The sequence below is a fragment of the Nocardioides sp. genome (assembly GCF_047602075.1).
In the GTDB taxonomy this organism is placed as follows: Bacteria; Actinomycetota; Actinomycetes; order Propionibacteriales; family Nocardioidaceae; genus Nocardioides.
Window position 1 is genome coordinate 2011769 of the sequence record NZ_JASGIF010000001.1, and the last position, 18607, is coordinate 2030375.

Below are 18607 nucleotides of genomic sequence, written 5' to 3' on the forward strand. Positions count from 1 at the left end.
TCAACCGACCCGGCCCGGCGCGGCTGATCAGCCAGCCAGGTGTGCCCACCGACCGACCAGGTCGCGCCACGGGCCCTGGTCGGCCACGGCGCCGTCGGCGAGCACGACGACGCGGTCAGCTTGGGCGAGCGCGGCGGCCTTGCTGGTCGCGCCGAGCACGGTGGCACCGGTAGCCCGCAGGGCTTGCCAGAGCTCGACCTCGGTAGCCGCGTCGAGGGCTGAGGAGACGTCGTCGGCGAGCAGCACCTCGGCTCGGCAGGCCAACGCCCGGGCCAGGGCAAGGCGTTGGACCTGCCCGCCGGAGAGGCGTACGCCGCGGTGCCCGACCAGCGCGTCGGCGCCGCCCGCCTCCTCGACATCGCGGTCGAGGCGGGCGGTCGCGACGGCCGGTCCGATCTCGCGGTCGTCGTGGTCGAGGGTGATGTTGTCCGCGAAGGTGCCCGACAGCACTCGCGGCACTTGGGTCACGATCGCGATCCGACCTGGCCGCAGGTCGAGCTCCAGGTCGGTGAGCTCGCGCCCGTTCCAACAGATGGTGCCGGTCGAGGAGACCAGGCCGGCGAGCGCGGCGAGGAGGCTGGACTTGCCCGAGCCGACCTGGCCGAGCAGCAGCACCAGCTCGCCCGAGGAGATGGTCAGGTCGACGTCGCTGACGCCGAGGGTGCCGTCGTCGTGGATGGCAGCCAGACCACGGACGGTCATGGACTGCAATGGCTCCCGCACCGCTGGCGCCGGGTCGGGGGCGGCGCCGGTCCGCAGGTCGACTCCCGGCGGCAGCTGGGTGATGTCGCCGCCGCCGGCGAGGATGCTGGTCGCCCGCATCCAGGCGCGCACTCCTGGTGCCTCGGTGACGATCGCGCCAGCCACCCGACCGAACCAGTCGAAGCCACTGACCGCGTTGGTCACCAGCAGCGTCGTTGCCAGTCCCCAGTGTCCGGTCACCAGGCCCGCCCATGCGGCGACCACGCCGCCCTGCACCATCACCACCGGGACGCCGTCCAGCAGCGCCTGGATCCGGTGCTCCCGCACCGCGGCCGCGACCCGCCCGCCGTCGACCTCCCGCAGGTGGGCGTGGATGGCGGGGGTGGCGGCTGCGAGCTTGACCGTCCGCACCGAGTCCAGTGCCGAGACGAGCGACCGCCCGAAGTGGGCTCTGGCCGCGGAGGACGCCGCGGCCGAGCGACCCGCGATGCGGCGTCCGATCGAGGAAGCGAGCGCGGCCGATGCCATCACCGCAAGCAGGATGCCGCCGGCGAGCCAGGTGCCGGCGATCAGCGCGGTGACCACGACGATGACCAACCCGTTGACGAAGTCGACCCAGCGGTCGGCATAGCGGGTGATCCGGTCGGCATCCATCGCCCGGGCGACCGCCTCGCCGGGCGGCGTACGCACCAGACGACGCTGCGCGGTCTGACCGTGCAGGACGGCGGTGCGCACGCCGAGCTGGACGGAGACCCACCAACGCGGATAGAGCCAGAACGCCTGCGACAGCAGCAGCGGTGACACCAGCAGTGAGGCCACCAGCGCCACCACCAGGAGCCATGGCGAATCTCCACGCTGGAGAGTGGTGACCAGGTGGCCCCAGGTCCAGCCGGTGACCGCGCCGAACGCACCCGTGATCGACGCGACCAGGAACAGGCCCATCCCGGCCAGACCCCAGCCAGGGTTGCTGATCATCGCGCGGAACGTGGTGCGCGCCAGGCTCGGGATCGGCCGCAGCTTCGGCTTGGGTGGAGGTTGGGTGGTACGACGCGCCGTGCCGATGACATGACCGTCCACCGCGTCACGCTGCACGGCATCGAGCTCGGTGCGCTCGCTTGGGTCGAGATCACCGCTCTCGGCGGAGGCCTCGAGCAGGCGGCGGAACGGGCCGTCGACGCGGGCCAGCTCCTCGCGTGAGCCGTGCTGGACGACGTGTCCGCGCTCCAGGACGGCGACCTGTTCGGCGCGCTCGATGGTCGAGAGGCGATGGGCGACCAGGAGGCCGGTCCGGCCGATCAGCAGCCGGCCCGCCGCGGCGACCACTCGGGCCTCGGTGACCGGGTCCATCCGTGCCGTCGCCTCGTCCAGGATCACGACCTTGACGTCGCGCACGAGCAGGCGGGCGAAGGCGACCAGCTGCTCCTCTCCGGCCGAGAGGCTCGCCCCGCCCGGTCCGAGCAGCGTGTCGAGCCCACCTGGCAGGCCGGCGACCCAGGCGGTGAGCCCGAGCGTCTCCACGGCCGCCTCCACCTGGTCGCGTGGCACGTCGGCGAAGAGGGTGATGTTGTCGGCGAGGGTGCCGGCCAGGATCTCGGTGCGCTGGGTGACCACGCCGACGTCGGCTCGCAGCTTCTGCAGGTCCAGGTCACGCACGTCGACGCCACCCAGGAACACCTGCCCGGGCTCCGGCTCCACCGCGCGAGAGAGGAGGGAGGCGAGGGTGGACTTCCCCGACCCGGTCCGGCCGACGAGGGCGCAGGTGTGCCCGGCGGGGACCTTCAGGTTGATGTCGTGCAGGGCGAAGGTCCCGTGCTCGTAGGCGAAGTGGAGGTCGCGGAACTCCACATCGCAGTGGTCGCCGGCAATCGGCAGGCCGCCCTCCGGCTCGGCGGGCGAGGCGAGCATGCCGCGCAGGCGCAGCACGGCACCGAAGCCGGCCTGCAGGTCGGGTAGGTGTCGGGCGAGCATGTCGACCTGACCGACGAAGGTCGAGGTGACCAGGAACAGCGTCACCAGCGACGCCGTACTGATCCGGTCGCCGACGACGAGCGCCGTCCCCACCACGCCGACTCCGGCGAGCAGCCCGTGCAACAGGACACCGGTGCGGCGGGTGATCCGCGTCTCCAGCTCGAGCACGGCCTTGAGCCTGTGCAAGATCTCGGCAGCGAGCGCACTGCTCCGACGCGGGACATGCGCCTGGCCATGGCTGGTGCGCAGGTCGTCGCGCGCGGCGACCCCCTCCTCCATCACCGCTGCGTGGTCGGTCCAGGCCATCTCCTCGAGCACCTTGCGCTCGGCCACACCGGGCAGCAGCGGGCGGGCAACCGCAATCGCCAGCACACCGGCCAGCGGGAACAACACGAACGCCGGCCACCAGGTGAAGCCAGCGACCAGCCAGAGTGGACCCGACGCGAGCAGCGTGCGAATCGCCAGCCACACCGGCCACCGGAGCAGCTGACCGACCTCGTGGGTGTCGTCGTCGATCCGGTCGAGAATCTCGCCGACGGCCTGCTCGGTCAGGGCCGACAGAGGTTGGTCCAGGGCCGCCTCGAGCAGATCGGCGCGCAGCGCGCCCTCGGTCCGGTCGACGATCACGAACCAGCCCGTCTTGGCCACCGTGTCGATCAGCGCACCGCCCACCAGGCAGAGCGCGAGCACAGCGACCAGCCGTCCGGTCGCCTGGTCGGTCAGTCTTCCGGCCGCGATCGAGCCGAGTGATGCCGAGGTCGCGGCGACCAGCGACCCGACCAGACAGGCCACCGTCGCGGGTCGGCGCAGCCGCCGCCAGTCGACCGGTGTCCTGCCTGCCGGGAGGGTCCCCTCCGCGGTGGCTGTCAACGCGGTGTCTGGCGCGGACAGCGTGGGAGAGGGCACCAGTCCAACCTAGGAAGCCGAGCCAAGATCCGCCATTCGATTTCTCACGGTTCGGGGCGAGCGTTCCTCTCAGTTGTAGTTACGTAGTAACATTGTCATGGAGGTGAGGCCGATGAGCGTTGTCAATGCACGGACTTTCAATCAGTCGCCGTCAAGCGTCAAAGCCCTGGCCAAGGACGGTCCGGTCTTCGTCACCGATCGGGGTAGGCCCACGATCGTGATCCTCGACATCGACGAGTACGAGCGCCTGACCGGCGCCGGAACCATCCGCGACTCCCTCCTGATGGAGGCCGACGCCGAGTTCGAGCCTGTCATCTCCCGCACACCAGGTCGGGTGGCCAGCCTGTGAGCTTCCTGCTCGACACGAACGTCGTCAGCGAACTGCGCAGGAGGACCGCGGACGAGCATGTCGTCAGGTGGGCGGCCGCGATCGACAGACGACAGGCCTTCGTCAGCGTCGTCACGGTCCGCGAGATCGAGGCCGGTGTCCTCTTGACCGAAAGGCGCGATGCACACCAAGGCGCCCTGCTGCGGTCTTGGCTCGACGAGCAGATCCTGATCGGGTATGCCGACCGGCTCTTGCCCGTCGATCTGACCGTCGCCAGGCGAGCCGCCGCACTCCACGTCTCGGACCCGCGACCCGAGCGAGACGCCCTGATCGCCGCCACCGCGCTGGTGCACGGTCTCACCGTCGCGACCCGCAACGTCTCCGACTTCGAGCCGACGGGTGTGCCGGTCGTGAACCCGTGGGAGGCGTAGGCCCGAGACTCAGGTCGGAGTGACGCAGAGCCCGACCAGCGTGAAGTTGTTGGTCACCAGCGTATCGAGGTTGCGGACCCGGATCCCCGCCTTCTGCGGCAGACCGAACGCTGCGCCCGAGGTCGTGCTGTAGACGTACTTTGAGGTGGCGACCAGGTTGTCGTGGTTGGCGGCATCCGAGAACGCCCAGTCGAGCAGCACCTTGTTGAAGCCACAGTCGACCCAGAAGGTGTTCGCCCCGCTGCCGATGACCGATCCGTTCACCGACACCTTCGACAGACCCAGCATCCCGGCCGGCCCCTGCGGTCCGGTCGACCCCGTCGCGCCGGTGTCACCCTTGTCACCCTTGTCACCCTTGTCGCCCTTGGGACCTGCTGGTCCGGCCGGGCCAGCGGCTCCTGCCAGGTCGGCGCGGGCCTTCGCCGAGAGGTCGGCGGTGCCGAGACTGCCGTCCTTGACGTGCTTGCTGACGATCGCGTTCTTGGCGATCTGCTTGCCGGTGATCTTGCCGGCGGCGAACGCCGTGCCGGTGGTCGCGATCACGAGCGCCAAGCAGGCCACGACGAACGAGGGGGTGATGCGCACCTTCATGAGAGCCCTTTCGAGTGGGGACGAGCCCTCGCATCATCGGCACCGCCGCACCCCTATCGCGTCAGGGTGTCACCCCGATGTTTGGGCAAGCGGGGACTCTCCAGCGGCGAGACGGTGCCGAGCGACCGCGTGTCGGCGTCAGTGCGAGAGCTCCCGCTCGGGGGAGCCGAGGCCGGGGTAGCCGGCGTACGCCGAGAGGGCCGGCTGGCCACCGAGGTGGGCATAGAGCACTCGGGAGCCCGGCGGGATCTCACCGGAGCGGACTAGACCGATCAGGCCGGCCATCGACTTGCCCTCGTAGACCGGGTCGGTCAGCATCCCCTCGGTCCGGGCGGCCAACTGGATCGCGTCGACCGTCTGCGCGTCGGGGAGGCCGTACGCCGGTCCGACGTACCCGTCCACCAAACTCAGCTCGTCCTCGCGAAGCGGCCGACCTAGACCGATCTTGTCGGCCGTGTCGGACGCGATCCGCCAGACCTGGTCACGGGTCTGAGTCAGGGTCCCCGAGGCGTCGATGCCCAGCACGCGCCGCCCGGGCCGGTCGGACAGGGCGAAGCCAGCGACCATGCCGGCATGGGTGGATCCGGTGACGGTGCACACGATGACGGTGTCGAAGAAGACGCCCAGCTCGGCCTCCTGCGCCTCCACCTCGACGGCCCAGTTGGCGAAGCCAAGGCCGCCTAGCGGGTGGTCCGAAGCACCGGCCGGGATGGGATACGGCGTCCCGCCTGCCTCGACGACCGAGTCCAACGCCCGCTTCCACGAGTCACGCATGCCGATATCGAAGCCAGCGGGGTCGATGCGCACATCACCGCCCATGATCCGGGTGAGCTGGATGTTGCCGACCTTGTCGTAGGCGAGGTCGCTGTAGTCCACCCAGCCCTCTTGCACCGTGACCGCCTTGAGCCCGAGATGGCAGGCCACGCCGGTGACCTGGCGAGTGTGGTTGGACTGGATGCCGCCGATCGAGACCAAGGTGTCGCAGCCGGTGTCGAGAGCTTCGGCGGCGAGGTACTCCAGCTTGCGCACCTTGTTGCCACCGAACGCGATCCCCGAGTTGCAGTCCTCCCGCTTCGCCCAGATCTCGACCTGCCCGCCGAGCGCCTCGGACAGCCGCGGCAGTGGATGGACCGGCGACGGTCCGAACAACAACGGCTCACGACGGAAGTCAGCAAGGCTTCTCATGCGCTCACCCTAGGGCGTCAATGTGCAGTGCCTCTGCGAGCCCCTCGCGACCGGCGATGCCCAACTTCCGGTAGGAGCGGGAGAGATGGACCTCGACGGTCTTCTGGGTCACGAAGAGTTGCTGAGCGATCTCCCGGTTGCGCAGCCCGTCGCGGGCCAGCTCGCACACCCGGCGCTCGCTGGCGGTCAGTGCGCCGACACCGGTGACCTCCAGTCGTCGGGTGCGACCACCGGCTGCCGCCAGCTCCACCTCGGCGAGGGCGACCAGCGGCGCGGCCGAGCACTGCGCCGCCAATGCCCGTCCGCACAGCAGCAGCTCCCGTGCCTCGACCCGACGGCCTGCGCGGCGCAGCCCAGCACCGTAGGCGACCTGTGCCCTGGCCAGCTCGAGCCGAGCCTGGGTGCCGTCGAGAACCTCGACCGCACGGCGCAACAAGCCGAGCTCGCCTGGCAGGCCGCAGTGTGCGGCCAGCCGCAATGCTTGTCCGATCAGGCGCGGCACTCCACTACGCTCGCACAGCGCAAGCTCCTCCACGGCCAACTGTTGCGCCTGGGCGCCTCGGCCGAGCGCTCCCAGCGGTGGGATCGCCAAGGAGCGCCAGCTCGCCCAGGTTGGCGAGTCCACGTCCAGGTCCTGCATCCGCCGTGCACAGCACTCGGCGTCCTCGATCGCACCCTCGTGGTCTCCTGACGCTGCTCTGGTGAGCGATCGTGCCCGGAGCAGCTGAACGGCGCCGTTGACCGGCGCATCGGCAGGGAGGTCGATCGCCGGCAGTCGGGTCAGGATCGCCTGCGCCTCCTCGACTCGACCCTGCTCGGTCAGCGTCTGCGCCAGGCCACCGAACGCCAGGGTCTGGACCAGGATGCCCCCGCCCAGCAGTTCGGCCCGATCGAGCATCGCCTGGAAGTCGGCCTCGGCGGCCACCAGGTCGCCGGCCCACCACAGCGCCATCCCCCGGACGAACGACGCGGTGACGTAGCCGAGCACCGAGCCGTTCGCTGCCGAGTCGGCGATCGCGGCGGTCGCCAAGTCGCGCACTTCGTCGTAGTCCCCGGCAGCGGAGAGGAAGAGCCGCGCCCAGGCCCATTTGGTGCTCTCCGGCTGCTGTTCGGCGCTGGACCAGTCGCCGATGGCTCGGCGTGCGTAGCCGCGGATAACGTCGGCGTGCTGGTTGGTGCCGCTGGCGTTGCTCGCCTGCTGGATCAGCAGCAGCCGTTCGCCGCGCGTCCGCCCGGACAAGGGCCCGAGACTGGCCAGCCGCGCGCGGGCAGAAGGGATGGCGCTCGGCACCAACAAGCTGGCCTCGATCAGGCCCGCCTCCACCTCACCGACCAGCTCAGGGTCGATCGATGCAGGGTCGGTGGGTGCCTCGCCGATCTCCGAGAGCGCCCGCTCCAGCACCTCGATCGCCCGCGAGTGGAACCCGGCGTAGCCGAACGCCGAGGCGAGCGCCAACGCACAGCGGGCTCGGGCGACGGGGTCGGCGACCAGCGCGTGCGCGGTCGTCAAGGTGTCCACACATGCCGGGTCGGCGTCTCGAAGCTCGGTCAGGCCGAGGGTGAGAAGGACCTCGCCGCGCCTCTCGGGTGTCGGCGGCTCCGCGGCTGCGCGCCGCAACAACGCGATCGCCGACTTGGGCGCTCCGCTGACGAGCGCCGAGTCGGCCGCGCGACAGAGCAGGTCGACTGCCCACGCGTCCCCCACCCCGTCGACCTCGAGGAGCTGCGCTGCCGCTTGGTGCTCGCCGACACCGTCTGCGAGCAGACGGGCAGCAGACCGGCGCAGCACCTCGGTCTCGGCCGGCCGGATCGCCCTGGCGACCGCGCTGCGCAGGAGGTCGTGCCGGAAGCGCAGCGGCTTGTCATCCCCGAGCAGACCGGCCTCCCTGAGCAGATCGACCGCCGTCGCGGTGCGGCCAGGCGAGAGACCGACGAGATCGGCGACCACCCGCAGCGGCGCCCGCTCAAGCACGGCGACCGCCTGCGCCACCCGGAGAGCATCCTCGTTCAGGGCGCCGAGTCGTGCGACCACCGAATCGACCACGCTCTCCGGGACCAGGGTGCGGACCAGGTCCACCTCGCGGATCGGGTCCCCGCTCTGCTCGGTGAGCGTCTCCCGGAGCAACCCCGCCAGGGCGAGCACGAGGAACGGGACGCCACCGGTGATCTCAGCTGCTGTCGTGGCGAGCTCGGCAAAGACCGCCTCCGCCGGGACTGGCTCGACCATGAGGAGCGTCGCCACCGCGGGCGGACTCAGCGGTCGCAGACGGAGCACGGTCGCCTGCCTGTCTGCAAGCAGCGCGGCCAGCCCTGGACTGCGGCCCGAAGGCTGGGTGTCGCGGGCCGTCAGCACCACCAGCACCGGCAGATCAGTGATCCGATCGGCAATGCTGCGCAGGAAGAGCAGGGAGTCCTCGTCGGCCCACGGAGCGTCGTCGAGGACTACCAGCACCGGGCCGAGTGCGGCGAGCCCGTCGAGGAGCCAGTAGAGGCTGGCGAACATCGCGGCCTGGTCGACCGGATCCTCGGCGACCTCGAGCACATGACGGCTGGCCACCTGCGCCGGACCGGCGGTGACACCAGTGCGAGTCGACTCGCTTAGGTCCATCAGGGCGCGGTCGAAGAGTCGTCGTACGACGCCGAAGGGTGTCCGGCGCTCCAGCTCACCGGCGCTGGCCCACAGGACGCGGACGCCGGACCGCTCGGCCTCCTTGGCCAGGCCGCCGGCCAACGCGGTCTTGCCGAGGCCCGCCTCGCCCAGGATGCTGACGATCGCTCCGCGACCGGCCACGGCGTCGGTGAGCCGGGCTGACAATGTCGCAGCCTCGGCCTCCCGCTCGATGAGGCCGGTCATCGGCGAGACCCGGGACGGCATGGGTCCAGGCTAGTGGAGCGTCGCAGCTAGCTCTTGGCCTTGGCGACGCCTGGGCGCACACCTCGCCCAGTCAGCCAGCCAACGGATGTCGTTTCGTCAGGCGCACCAGGTCACGCACGGTGAGATCCCCGTCGACCGCATCCTCCAACCGGGTGGCCAGCACGAGCAGGACCTCCGCGGTCGTCATCGCATCGCCGAGGGCGTGGTGAGGGGTGTGCACCGGCAGGCCCAGCTCGGCCGCGAGCTCCTCGAGGTCGGGCTCGCGAGACCCCGGGGCACGCAGGCCAACGGCTCGAGCCAACGCGGCGGTGTCCACCAGACCGTCGGGCAGCCGCTCGCCCCGGACGCGCAGGGCACGGTCGAGGAAGCCGCGCTCCACCCAGGCCGCGTGAGCGACGACGACACGCCCGTACAGGACGCCGTGCAGCGCATCGAGCATCTCGTCGAGCCGCGGAGCAGTGGCCACCTCGTCGGGGGTCAGGGTGTGCACCTTCATCGACGCCGGCGTGATGGCCCGGTCCGGCCGGACGACCTGATACCACCGACCGGCCGCGATCCGGCCGCCCACGACAGGGACCACTCCGATCGAGATCACCTCGTCACGGCGTAGGTCCAGCCCGGTGGTCTCCACGTCGACGACGGCGAAGGAGACCGATCGCCACGGCAGGTCGTCGGGCTCCGGCCAGGGTCGCGGCCCCGAAGCCCAGCGCCCGACCGACCTCACCGCCGCCGCGAGACCCATCGGCCCTCCAGCCGCTCCTGGACTCGCGAGATCGCCTTGAAAGACTCCCGCAGGTGCCGTCGCGAGAGGGTGTCCAGCGAGGACGGATCCAGATAGGTCGAGGTTGCCCGACCGGATCGGATGGCCTCGGCCTCGGCTGCGAAGAGCAGTTCGTACATCTCCTCGAAGGCGTGCCGCAGCTGCTGCGCCTCGTCGCGGGTGAGCAGCTCGGCCTCTTCGCCGAGCGCGAGCCGCGCCGGCGTGGAGCCGATCGGCGCAGCGGTGCAGATCCCGATCCACCGGCCCAGAGCCACCACCGGCGCCAGCCCATAGCGCTTGAGGTCCAGCTCGCCGCGATGCTTCCCACCGGACTCGACCACGAACTCCTTGACGAAGCCGACCGGCGGCTTCCTCGCCAGCGCTTCGGCCAGCATCCGCTTGCGGAACAGCGGGTTCTCCGGGGTGGACCGCACTCGATCGGCCAACTCCCGACCGAGCTTGAGCCCCGTGATCGGCCGCGAGTCGGTGAGCATGGACGCCAGCAGCAATGCCCCAGGGCCGTCCGAGTGCTCCTCCCAGTGCCGCGCCCGCTCCACCCAGACCTCGATCGGCCGGTTGAACAGCGGCCCGTCCGCGTTGGCCCCGTCCGGACACCGCTCCAGGCCGCACTGCTCGACGAGCTCCAGCACCTGACCGGCCGCCTCGCGGAGCTCGTCGGGGCGGTCGGCGTACGACGGCGCGCGCCACACCAACGCGGTGTCCACATCGGAGGCCGGGAGTGGTTCGCGACGGGCGAGCGACCCCAACAGCAGCCACCCGAACTCGTCGGACCGGCCGGCAAACGGGTCGGTCCAACCGATGCACTTCTCGACCACCGACTCGATCAGGGCGGCCGTCAGGGCACCGATGCGCAGCGGGGGCACGCCGGCGTCGTACATCTCGACGACCGCGGGTCGGATCGCCGCCGCAGCCGTGGCCAGCTCCTCGACTGTGTCGGCCGCGTCGATGGCGCCGCGCAGGGCGAGCGGATCGCGGATGTCGGAGCTGGACAGGTCGACCACCCGACACACCCCGACCGGGCGGCCGTCCTCGCCGGTCGCGACCAGGTGGTGGACGCCGTGCTGGACCATGGTCAAGAACGCCGTCGCGGCGGGGTCGCTCGCCTCGATGGTGCGCACTGGTGAGGTGAGAATGGTCGAGACCGGTGCGTCGATCGGCACCTCACCGGTCGCGACCAGCCGGCGGCAGTCACTGTCGGTGACAATGCCCAGACCATTGCCCAGACCAGCCTCAAGTGCGCCTCCGAGGTCGACCACGACGCAGGACTGACGCGCCTCGGTCATTGCCCGGGCCGCGTCACGGATCGGCTGGTCGGGCGCGGCCCACAGCAGCGGTCGGAGGAACTCCGAGACCGGCCGCAAGCCGTAGTCGGCGGCTCCGCTGAGCAGGCTCCGAGCGTTGGGCGCCTCCCGAGTGAACACGAGCCGCTCGGGCTGGTCGAGCACCGACCGCGGATCGGGCAGCAGATAGACCAGCGTGTCCGATGCTGCGACCGCCGTCATCGACGGCGCGATGCCGCTGAGCACCGAGAGCTGCCCGAAGGTGTCACCGGGCCCCAACTCGTCGACGATCCGGCCCCGATTCAAGAGGTGCACCAGTCCGGTCCGCACGACCATCATCTGCTCGAGTCGCTCGGCATCGGCGGCGACGATGGTGGCACCCTGCGGGAAGTACTCCACCTCGACCCGCCGCGCCAGCCGCTCCAGGTCGTCGGCGTCCAGCGCGTCGTACGGCGCCTGCTTGCCGAGGAAGTCGACGAACTCCTGCACGGACGCCAGCGTAGGCCCCGGGCGTCCAGTCCCACGCCGTAGCATCCCTGGCATGCGGACCCTGATCGGCGGCACCGACACCAGCGACCCGATCCGAGGTGCCTACCCCTGGCCAGAGGGCCGGCCGTGGCTGCGGATGACGATGCTGCGCGGGCTCGACGGCGGCGTGACCGGCGCGGACAACCGGAGCGGATCGGTGTCCAGCGAGGCCGACCGGGACCTGATGGCCGAGATCCGGCGATTGGCCGACGTGGTGTTGATCGGAGCGGCGACGATGCGGATCGAGCGGTACGGCGCGATCAAGGCGGCCGCTGCGGACGCCGCGGACCGTCGCGCCGACGGGCTCGGTCCGGCGCCGACCCTGGCCATTGTCAGCGCCAGCCTCGACCTGCCCTGGACCGAGGCGGCGTTCGGTGAGTCAGCCGTAACCCCGATCGTGATCACGAGTGACCTGGCGACCCCCGATGCGCTCGCCCGCGCCGAGGAGCACGCCGAGGTGGTGCGGCTTCCCGGCGAGGCGGTCAGCGCAGCCGCGATCGTGGCGGCACTGCACGAGCGTGGGCTGACCCGCATCAACTGCGAGGGCGGGCCGGTCCTGCTGGCGTCGTTCGCGGCCGAGGATCTGGTCGACGAGTTCGACCTGACCGTCTCACCCCGGCTGCCGACCTACGGCCCGACCACCGCACGGGCCGGTGCCGACGCGGCCGAGCCGGCGCCGTACGACCTGGTCCAGCTTGTCGAGCACGAGTCGTTCCTGTTCGCACGCTATGTCCGCACCGGATGTTGGCCGGGCGGCACTGCGGCCGGCTCGTAGACTCGCACCCTGTGATCACCCTCGATGCCCTGGCGCGACTCGCCACTGCCGAGCCGGACGCTCTGCAGGCACCGGTCGCTCCGATCAGGCTCGGTGACCGAGTGATCGATTCGGACACGACGCCCGTGGTGATGGGCACGTTGAACCTCTCCCCCGACTCGTCCTACCGGGAGAGCATTGCCCCGACGACCGAGGACGCGATCCGGCGCGGGCTGTTGATGACGGCCGAGGGCGCGGACCTGGTCGACATCGGGGCAGAGTCCACCAACGCTCCGGCCGCCCGTGTCGACGCCACCCGTCAGATCGAGCTGATGGTCCCGCCGATCAAGGCGCTCGCGCGCGACGGTGTGATCGTCTCGGCCGAGACCTACCACCCCGAGGTCGCCCGGGCCTGCCTCGACGCCGGCGCCGCCGTGCTCAACTTCACCGGGCGCGCCCACGAGGAGACGATCTACGCCCTGACAGCGGAGTACGACGCCACGCTCATCCTCTGCTCGATCGTCGGCTCCGACGCGCGCGAGATCACCGACGTCGAGGAGGAGGGTGATCCGATGCCCGGCTACCTCTCCCACTTCACCGAGCGGGTCGCCCGTGCTCGTGAGGCGGGGGTGGAGCGACTGGTCATCGACCCGGGCCTGGGCTTCTACTACGGCAACCTCGTCGACGCCCAGGTCCGCATCGAGTATCAGACCAAGGTGCTGCTCCGCACCTTCGAGCTGCGCACCCTCGGCCTGCCGATCTGCCACGCCCTGCCGCACGCTATCGACCTCTTCCAGGAGCACTTCCGCAGCGCCGAGCAGTTCTTCGCCGTCCTCGCCCGGCTCGGCGGCACCGGCCTGTTCCGCACCCACGAGGTCCCCCAGGTGCGGGTGGTGCTGGACGCGATGCAGTGCCTGTCCGCGGAGTAGGGCGCGTTCTAGGGTCAGCGGACGTCGGTCACCCGCAGTCCGGCGTGGACGCGGTAGCGGCGGTTGATCGAGATCAGGTTGGCGGTCAGTGCCTCCACCTGGTGCGCGTTGCGCAAGCGGCCGGCGTACACCCCGCGCGTCCCGGGCAGCACCTCGACCAGCGCGCACACCAGGTCGGTCGCGGCACGGTCGTCGCCCACCACCAGCACGTCCATGTCGAAGGTGGTCACGTCGGGGTCTTCGAGCAGCGACGCACTCACGTTGTGGAAGGCGCCCACCACCTGCGACTCCGGCAGCAGGCCGGCCGCCTGCTGGGCTGCCGAGCCCTCGGGCACGGCGAGCGCATAGACGCCCTGCTTGTCGAACCCCAGTGGGTTGACGCAGTCGACCACCACCTTGCCGGCCATCGCTTCGGCGACCTCGGCGAGCAGGTCGGCGTGCGCAGCCCAGGGCACCGCGACCACGACGACGTCGGCGGTCTCGGCGGCGGCCAGGTTGACGGCGCCGGAGACGCCTGCGCCGATGTCGGCCGCCACCTCTGCGGCTCGATCGGCGCTGCGGCTGCCGATCACCACCCGCAGACCACCCGCTGCGAACCGTCTGGCCAGGCCGCGTCCCTGCGGGCCGGTCCCGCCGAGCACGGCCACGGTGAGTTGACGTACGTCGACCGCGCCGCCGCTCGCGGGGTCCCCGGCGGGAGCAGCAGCATCTGACACGGCGGGCACTGTAGCGCGACTCCCAGTGGTCACCTGGCGACGGTCACGCCAGGTAGGCGCGGATGGCTCGGAAGAGCGCCCGCGCGTAGACCTTGCGGCCCTTGACCGTGGTCATCCGGTGGGCGTCGGCCGCCGAGCGCATGTTGCCCATCTCGACCATCACGGTCGGGATGTCGGAGAGGTTCAAGGTGCCCAGGTCGGAGCGGAAGTCGAGGCCGTCGCCTCCGGCGATGTAGCCGGCGTAGGGCAGGTGCGCGCCCTGGTGCAACTTGTGCCGCACCACCTTGGCCAGCCGCCGGGACGGCTTGTAGATGTCGTGCGTCCACGGCTTGCGGTCGGTCGGTGCGATCACATGGAAGCCGGGTCCACCGCCGATGTTGCCGTCGCCATGGATGCTGATCTTCAGATCCGCGCCGGTGTGGTCCGGGCCAGCCTTGTTGCCGGCCCGCCCGCGCACGTTGATGCACGGGCCCCAGCGCTTCTCGCTGTTGGTCTTCCTGGTCATGATCACGTCGGCACCGGCCGCCTCGAGGCGTTTGCGCAGGAGGCGGGACACCTCGAAGGTGAAGGTTGCTTCTGGATAGCCGCCGTCGGTCGCCGTGCCCGTCGTGTTGCACGCCTTCTTGAAGCCGCCCGCCGGAACCAGACGGTTGATCTGGTCCGGGAAGTTGTGGTTGCCGAGTTGGTGCCCGGGGTCGAGCACGACGATCCGCCCGGAGAGTCGCTTCCCCGCTGCCGGTCCGTCTGCCGATCGCGCGCCAGCCGCGTAGAGGTCGCGGTCGGCGACTCGCGCGTCCGCGGGTGCGACCGTCAGGCCGAGCGAGACAGCCAACGCGACGACCAGTGAGAGGCCGAGGAACAGGTCACACCGAAGGCTCCGGCGGGCTGGTTTCGTGGGGTGGCTCATTCGTAGCCCAGGATTTCCTTGCGCTTCTCACCCCAGGCCAGCGCCGAGGCGATGGCGTCGTCGAGGCTCAGCTCGGTCACCCAATCCAAGAGCTCGCGGGACTTGTCCACGTTGGCGAAGGCGCCGACGGCATCGCCGGGTCGCGGCGGCGCTTCTGCCACGGGCACCGGCTGCCCGAAGACCCGTTCGAAGGCGGCGACCAGCTCCCGCACGGTGACCCCGCTGCCGGTGCCGACGTTGAGGACCACGCTCGGCCTCCCCGTCGCCGCGATGACCTCGTCGAACCGCTCGATCGCCCGCACGTGAGCGCGGGCCAGGTCCCAGACGTGGATGTAGTCACGGATCCCGGTGCCGTCACGGGTCGGGTGGTCGACCCCGGTGATGGTGAAGTGGTCCTTCTGGCCGCGGGCGGCCATCACCAGCTGACCGAGGACGTGGGACGGCTCCTTGGCATAGATCCCGGACTCGAGGTCCGGGTCGGAGCCGATCGGGTTGAAGTAGCGCAGGATGATCGCCCGCAGATCGGTCGCGGCCGCGAGGTCGGTGAGGACCTCTTCCATCATCCGCTTGGTGCGGGCGTAGGGCGAACTGGGCGCCAGCGCGTCCGCCTCGGTGACCTCGAAGTCCGGCTTCAGCGCGTAGAGCGAAGCCGACGAGGAGAAGAGCACTCGACCCTTGCCCAGCCCGGCCAGCTCGTCGAAGAGTTCCAGCGACTTGGCGACGTTGTCGCGGTAGTACTCATAGGGCTTCTCCACCGACTCCGGCACCACGATCCGCGCGGCCATGTGGATGGTCGCCTCGATGTCGGGGTGCTCGTCGACGACCCGCCGCACCAGCGCACGGTCGGCGATATCGCCCTCGTAGAAGATCCGGTCCCGCACGAACGCCAACGGCCCGGTCAGCAGCGAGTCGAGGATCACCGGCGTGTGCCCCGCCTCCTCGAGCGCCTTCGCCGTGGTTGACCCGATGTAGCCGGCGCCGCCGGTGACCAGAACCTTCATGGCCACCAGCCTATCGACCGACCGCTGCAGGGACCGAAACCCTGGCGCGTGATCCTACGGGCGGACCAGCTCGGCGGGAACAAGCGTCACAGGGAAGGGCCAGACCAGCTCGCACGGGTCATCACCGGCCGACGAGGCAACCTCGACATAGTCGCCGTCGCGAAGCTCGAAGGCGGTTATCGAGGGCTCGATCGGGTCGACCAGCAAGTACGCCTGGCACCCGGCAGCGGCGTACCGCGCCTTCTTCAGCGTCTGGTCGTACCGCCGTGTACTCGGGGAGAGCACCTCGATCGCCAGCAGCGGGCTCGTCGGCAGATCTCGCGGGGTGAACGAGGACAGTGACGCCACCACCAGGTCGGGCACGACGACGGTGTCCTCGGCCAGTGCCACGTCGAAGGGGCCGAGGATCACCCGCAGCTCTGGCGGACACACCGGCTGGAGAGCGAGATGAAGCCGACCGACCACCGTCTGGTGGGGGAAGCCGGGCGACGGCGTCACGATGAGCATCCCGTCGATGAGCTCGTGGCGACGACCGTCGTCGGGCAGTGCGTCGCGCTCCTCACGAGTGATCAGTCCGCTGCTCCGCACCATCGTCATGACATCCATGGTCCCTCCCTGCTGTCATCTGGTCCACCCTGATCTGGGTTGAGCTCTCGGCCCGTCCAGCGAACCAGAGCCGGCCGCGGCCCGCATCCGCTCCTCCACAGGCCCCCGGCTAACCGCCCTGACACAATCACCGCATGCCCCGCGCACTCATCACCGGCATCACCGGTCAGGACGGGCTCTACCTCGCCGAGCTCCTGGTCGCGAAGGGGTACGACGTCCACGGCGTCATCCGCGGGCAGAACAACCCCAAGCGCGGCCTCGTCGAGGATCTGCTGCCCGACGTCACCTTGCACGCCGGCGACCTGACGGACATGAGCAGCCTGATCCGCGCGCTCCGCGACTCCGACCCCGACGAGGTCTACAACCTCGGCGCCGTCTCGTTCGTCGCCTATTCCTGGGAGAACGCCGCGCTCACCGCGGACGTCACCGCCAAGGGCGTGCTGACCGTGCTGGAGTCGCTTCGGCTGCACTGCGGGGAGGACCCGAGCAGGGTGCGCTTCTACCAGGCGTCCAGCTCGGAGATGTTCGGCAAGGTCCAAGAGACTCCGCAGCACGAGCGGACCCTGCTCTGGCCGCGCTCGCCCTACGGCGTCAGCAAGGTCTTCGGCCATCACATGACGGTGAACTACCGCGAGAGCTATGGCATGCACGCGTCCTCGGGGATCCTGTTCAACCACGAGTCACCTCGGCGGGGGCCGGAGTTCGTCACTCGGAAGATCAGCCAGGCCGTCGCTGCCATCAGCCTGGACCGGGCCGACGCGCTGGTGCTGGGCAACCTCGACCCCCAGCGTGACTGGGGGTTCGCCGGCGACTACGTCGAGGCGATGTGGCTGATGCTGCAGCAGGACGAGCCTGATGACTACGTGATCGCCACCGGCGAGACCCACTCGATCAGGGAGTTCGTGGCGACGGCGTTCGCGCATGTCGGCATCGACGACTGGCAGCGCTATGTCCGCCAGGACCCCCGCTTCATGCGACCTGCAGAGGTGGACCGCCTGGTCGGCGATGCGAGCAAGGCCCGCGACAAGCTCGGCTGGAAGCCGCGCGTCGGCTTCGAGGAGCTGGTCGCGATGATGGTCGACGCGGACATCGCCGCGCTCGAGGCCGGCTGGTGACCCTCCCCCCGACGAACCAAGGCCCCAGGGCACCTGGCGTGCGGCGTGCCCTGGTCACCGGGATCAGCGGCCAGGACGGCAGCTACCTCGCCGAGCGACTCCTCGCCGACGGGGTCGAGGTCCACGCGCTGCACCACCCCTCCGAGGCGCGCGACCGACCACGACCGGCGTACTGCCCCGACGAGGTTGTCCTGCACATCGGCGATCTGACCGACCACAAGGCAGTCGGGGGTCTGGTCCGGGAGCTGGCACCCGACGAGATCTACAACCTGGCCGCGGTCAGCTCCGTGGCGCGCTCCTGGCAGGAGCCGGAGCTGGTCGAGGCGGTCAACGCCACCGCGGCGCTGGCGCTGATGGACGCGGCGCTGCGAGCGCAGCAGCGCACCGGTGCCCCGGTCCGCTTCGTGCAGGCGTCGAGCGCCGAGATCTTCGGGCAGCCCGAGCAGAGCCCGCAAGACGAGCAGACCCCGGTGCGGCCGGTGAATCCGTACGGCGCGGCGAAGGCGCGTGCACATGCCGGCATCGCCGAACATCGGGAGCGGGGCTTGCACGCCGTCTCGGCGATCCTCTACAACCACGAGTCGCCGCGACGGCCGGCCCAGTTCGTCACGCGCAAGATCACCTCGACCGTGGCCGCCATCGCCCGCAAGCGTGCCGACCGGCTGGTGCTCGGCAACCTCGAGGCGCGGCGGGACTGGGGCTGGGCGCCGGACTACGTCGACGCGTTGGTCCGCGCGGCCCGGGCCGACCTCGCGCAGGACTTCGTGGTCGCGACCGGGGTGGCCCACTCCGTGCGCGACTTCGTGTCAGCGGCCTTCGCCCGAGCCGGCGTCGACGACTGGGCACGCTACGTGAGCGTCGACTCCGATCTGGTCCGCCCGGTCGACGCCGTCGAGCTGCGCGGCGACGCCACCCTGGCCCACGACGTACTGGGCTGGACACCCACCGTCGGCTTCACCGAGCTCGTCGCCCGGATGGTCGACGCGGACCTCGCTTCTAGCTGA

16 protein-coding genes are annotated in these 18607 nt (G+C 70.5%); 6 read left to right on the forward strand and 10 right to left on the reverse strand.

Translation table 11 applies throughout. The annotated features are described in order from the left end of the window. Positions 1-27 precede the first annotated feature (27 nt). Entirely contained in the window at positions 28-3576 is a 3549-nt protein-coding gene (locus QM714_RS10130) for an ATP-binding cassette domain-containing protein (protein WP_415100042.1), read from the reverse strand. 112 nt (positions 3577-3688) lie between these two features. On the opposite strand from QM714_RS10130, the gene QM714_RS10135 reads away from it, so the two are divergent. Together QM714_RS10135 and QM714_RS10140 are read left to right on the forward strand one after the other, a co-directional pair. Beyond that, positions 3689-3925: a type II toxin-antitoxin system Phd/YefM family antitoxin gene (locus QM714_RS10135; RefSeq protein ID WP_415100044.1), complete on the forward strand. Its 237-nt coding sequence runs from the start codon at positions 3689-3691 to the stop codon at positions 3923-3925. Next, the gene (locus QM714_RS10140; RefSeq protein ID WP_415100046.1) at positions 3922-4335 is read left to right on the forward strand and encodes a type II toxin-antitoxin system VapC family toxin; all 414 of its coding nucleotides are present in this window, start codon (positions 3922-3924) and stop codon (positions 4333-4335) included. The genes QM714_RS10135 and QM714_RS10140 overlap by 4 nt, the downstream gene beginning before the upstream one ends. A gap of 9 nt (positions 4336-4344) precedes the next feature. Here the strand turns inward: QM714_RS10140 and QM714_RS10145 are convergent, their stop codons facing one another. The 5 genes from QM714_RS10145 to QM714_RS10165 all read right to left on the reverse strand — a co-directional run bounded on the left by QM714_RS10145 (position 4345) and on the right by QM714_RS10165 (position 11536). Then, positions 4345-4926 carry a hypothetical protein gene (locus QM714_RS10145; protein ID WP_415100048.1) on the reverse strand — a complete coding sequence of 194 codons (582 nt, stop codon included), beginning with the start codon at positions 4924-4926 and terminating at the stop codon, positions 4345-4347. Between the two features lie 138 nt (positions 4927-5064). Beyond that, positions 5065-6111, reverse strand: coding sequence for a 1-aminocyclopropane-1-carboxylate deaminase (locus tag QM714_RS10150; RefSeq protein ID WP_415100050.1), 1047 nt, complete (start codon positions 6109-6111; stop codon positions 5065-5067). 4 nt (positions 6112-6115) lie between these two features. Then, positions 6116-8986: an AAA family ATPase gene (locus tag QM714_RS10155; RefSeq protein ID WP_415100052.1), complete on the reverse strand. Its 2871-nt coding sequence runs from the start codon at positions 8984-8986 to the stop codon at positions 6116-6118. 70 nt (positions 8987-9056) lie between these two features. Beyond that, the gene (locus tag QM714_RS10160) at positions 9057-9728 is read right to left on the reverse strand and encodes a PolC-type DNA polymerase III (RefSeq protein WP_415100054.1); all 672 of its coding nucleotides are present in this window, start codon (positions 9726-9728) and stop codon (positions 9057-9059) included. After that, positions 9707-11536, reverse strand: coding sequence for a putative nucleotidyltransferase substrate binding domain-containing protein (locus tag QM714_RS10165; protein ID WP_415100056.1), 1830 nt, complete (start codon positions 11534-11536; stop codon positions 9707-9709). Before QM714_RS10165 ends, QM714_RS10160 begins: the two co-directional genes overlap by 22 nt. 52 nt (positions 11537-11588) lie before the next feature. On the opposite strand from QM714_RS10165, the gene QM714_RS10170 reads away from it, so the two are divergent. Both QM714_RS10170 and QM714_RS10175 read left to right on the forward strand, forming a co-directional pair. Then, on the forward strand, positions 11589-12350 hold the full coding sequence (locus QM714_RS10170) for a dihydrofolate reductase family protein (RefSeq protein ID WP_415100058.1): 762 nt from the start codon (positions 11589-11591) through the stop codon (positions 12348-12350). An 11-nt stretch (positions 12351-12361) separates the two neighbouring features. Beyond that, entirely contained in the window at positions 12362-13258 is an 897-nt protein-coding gene (locus tag QM714_RS10175; RefSeq protein WP_415100060.1) for a dihydropteroate synthase, read from the forward strand. A gap of 14 nt (positions 13259-13272) precedes the next feature. Here QM714_RS10175 and npdG read toward each other — a convergent pair whose 3' ends face one another. Genes npdG through QM714_RS10195 form a run of 4 tightly spaced genes read right to left on the reverse strand, consistent with a single transcriptional unit; the run spans position 13273 to position 16488 of the window. Next, positions 13273-13974 carry an NADPH-dependent F420 reductase gene (gene npdG, locus QM714_RS10180; RefSeq protein ID WP_415100062.1) on the reverse strand — a complete coding sequence of 234 codons (702 nt, stop codon included), beginning with the start codon at positions 13972-13974 and terminating at the stop codon, positions 13273-13275. 43 nt (positions 13975-14017) lie between these two features. Then, positions 14018-14881 (reverse strand): N-acetylmuramoyl-L-alanine amidase family protein, encoded by an 864-nt coding sequence (locus tag QM714_RS10185; RefSeq protein ID WP_415100064.1) that lies wholly within the window; start codon positions 14879-14881, stop codon positions 14018-14020. Then, positions 14878-15882 (reverse strand): UDP-glucose 4-epimerase GalE, encoded by a 1005-nt coding sequence (galE, locus tag QM714_RS10190; protein ID WP_415100066.1) that lies wholly within the window; start codon positions 15880-15882, stop codon positions 14878-14880. The genes QM714_RS10185 and galE overlap by 4 nt, the downstream gene beginning before the upstream one ends. A gap of 54 nt (positions 15883-15936) precedes the next feature. Continuing rightward, a complete protein-coding gene (locus QM714_RS10195; protein WP_415100068.1) occupies positions 15937-16488 on the reverse strand; it encodes a Uma2 family endonuclease in 552 nt (183 codons plus the stop codon). Between the two features lie 134 nt (positions 16489-16622). Here QM714_RS10195 and gmd point away from each other — a divergent pair, with 134 nt between their 5' ends. Then, on the forward strand, positions 16623-17603 hold the full coding sequence (gmd, locus tag QM714_RS10200) for a GDP-mannose 4,6-dehydratase (RefSeq protein ID WP_415100070.1): 981 nt from the start codon (positions 16623-16625) through the stop codon (positions 17601-17603). Between the two features lie 38 nt (positions 17604-17641). Next, positions 17642-18607, forward strand: a complete 966-nt coding sequence (locus QM714_RS10205) for a GDP-mannose 4,6-dehydratase (protein WP_415100072.1) — start codon at positions 17642-17644, stop codon at positions 18605-18607.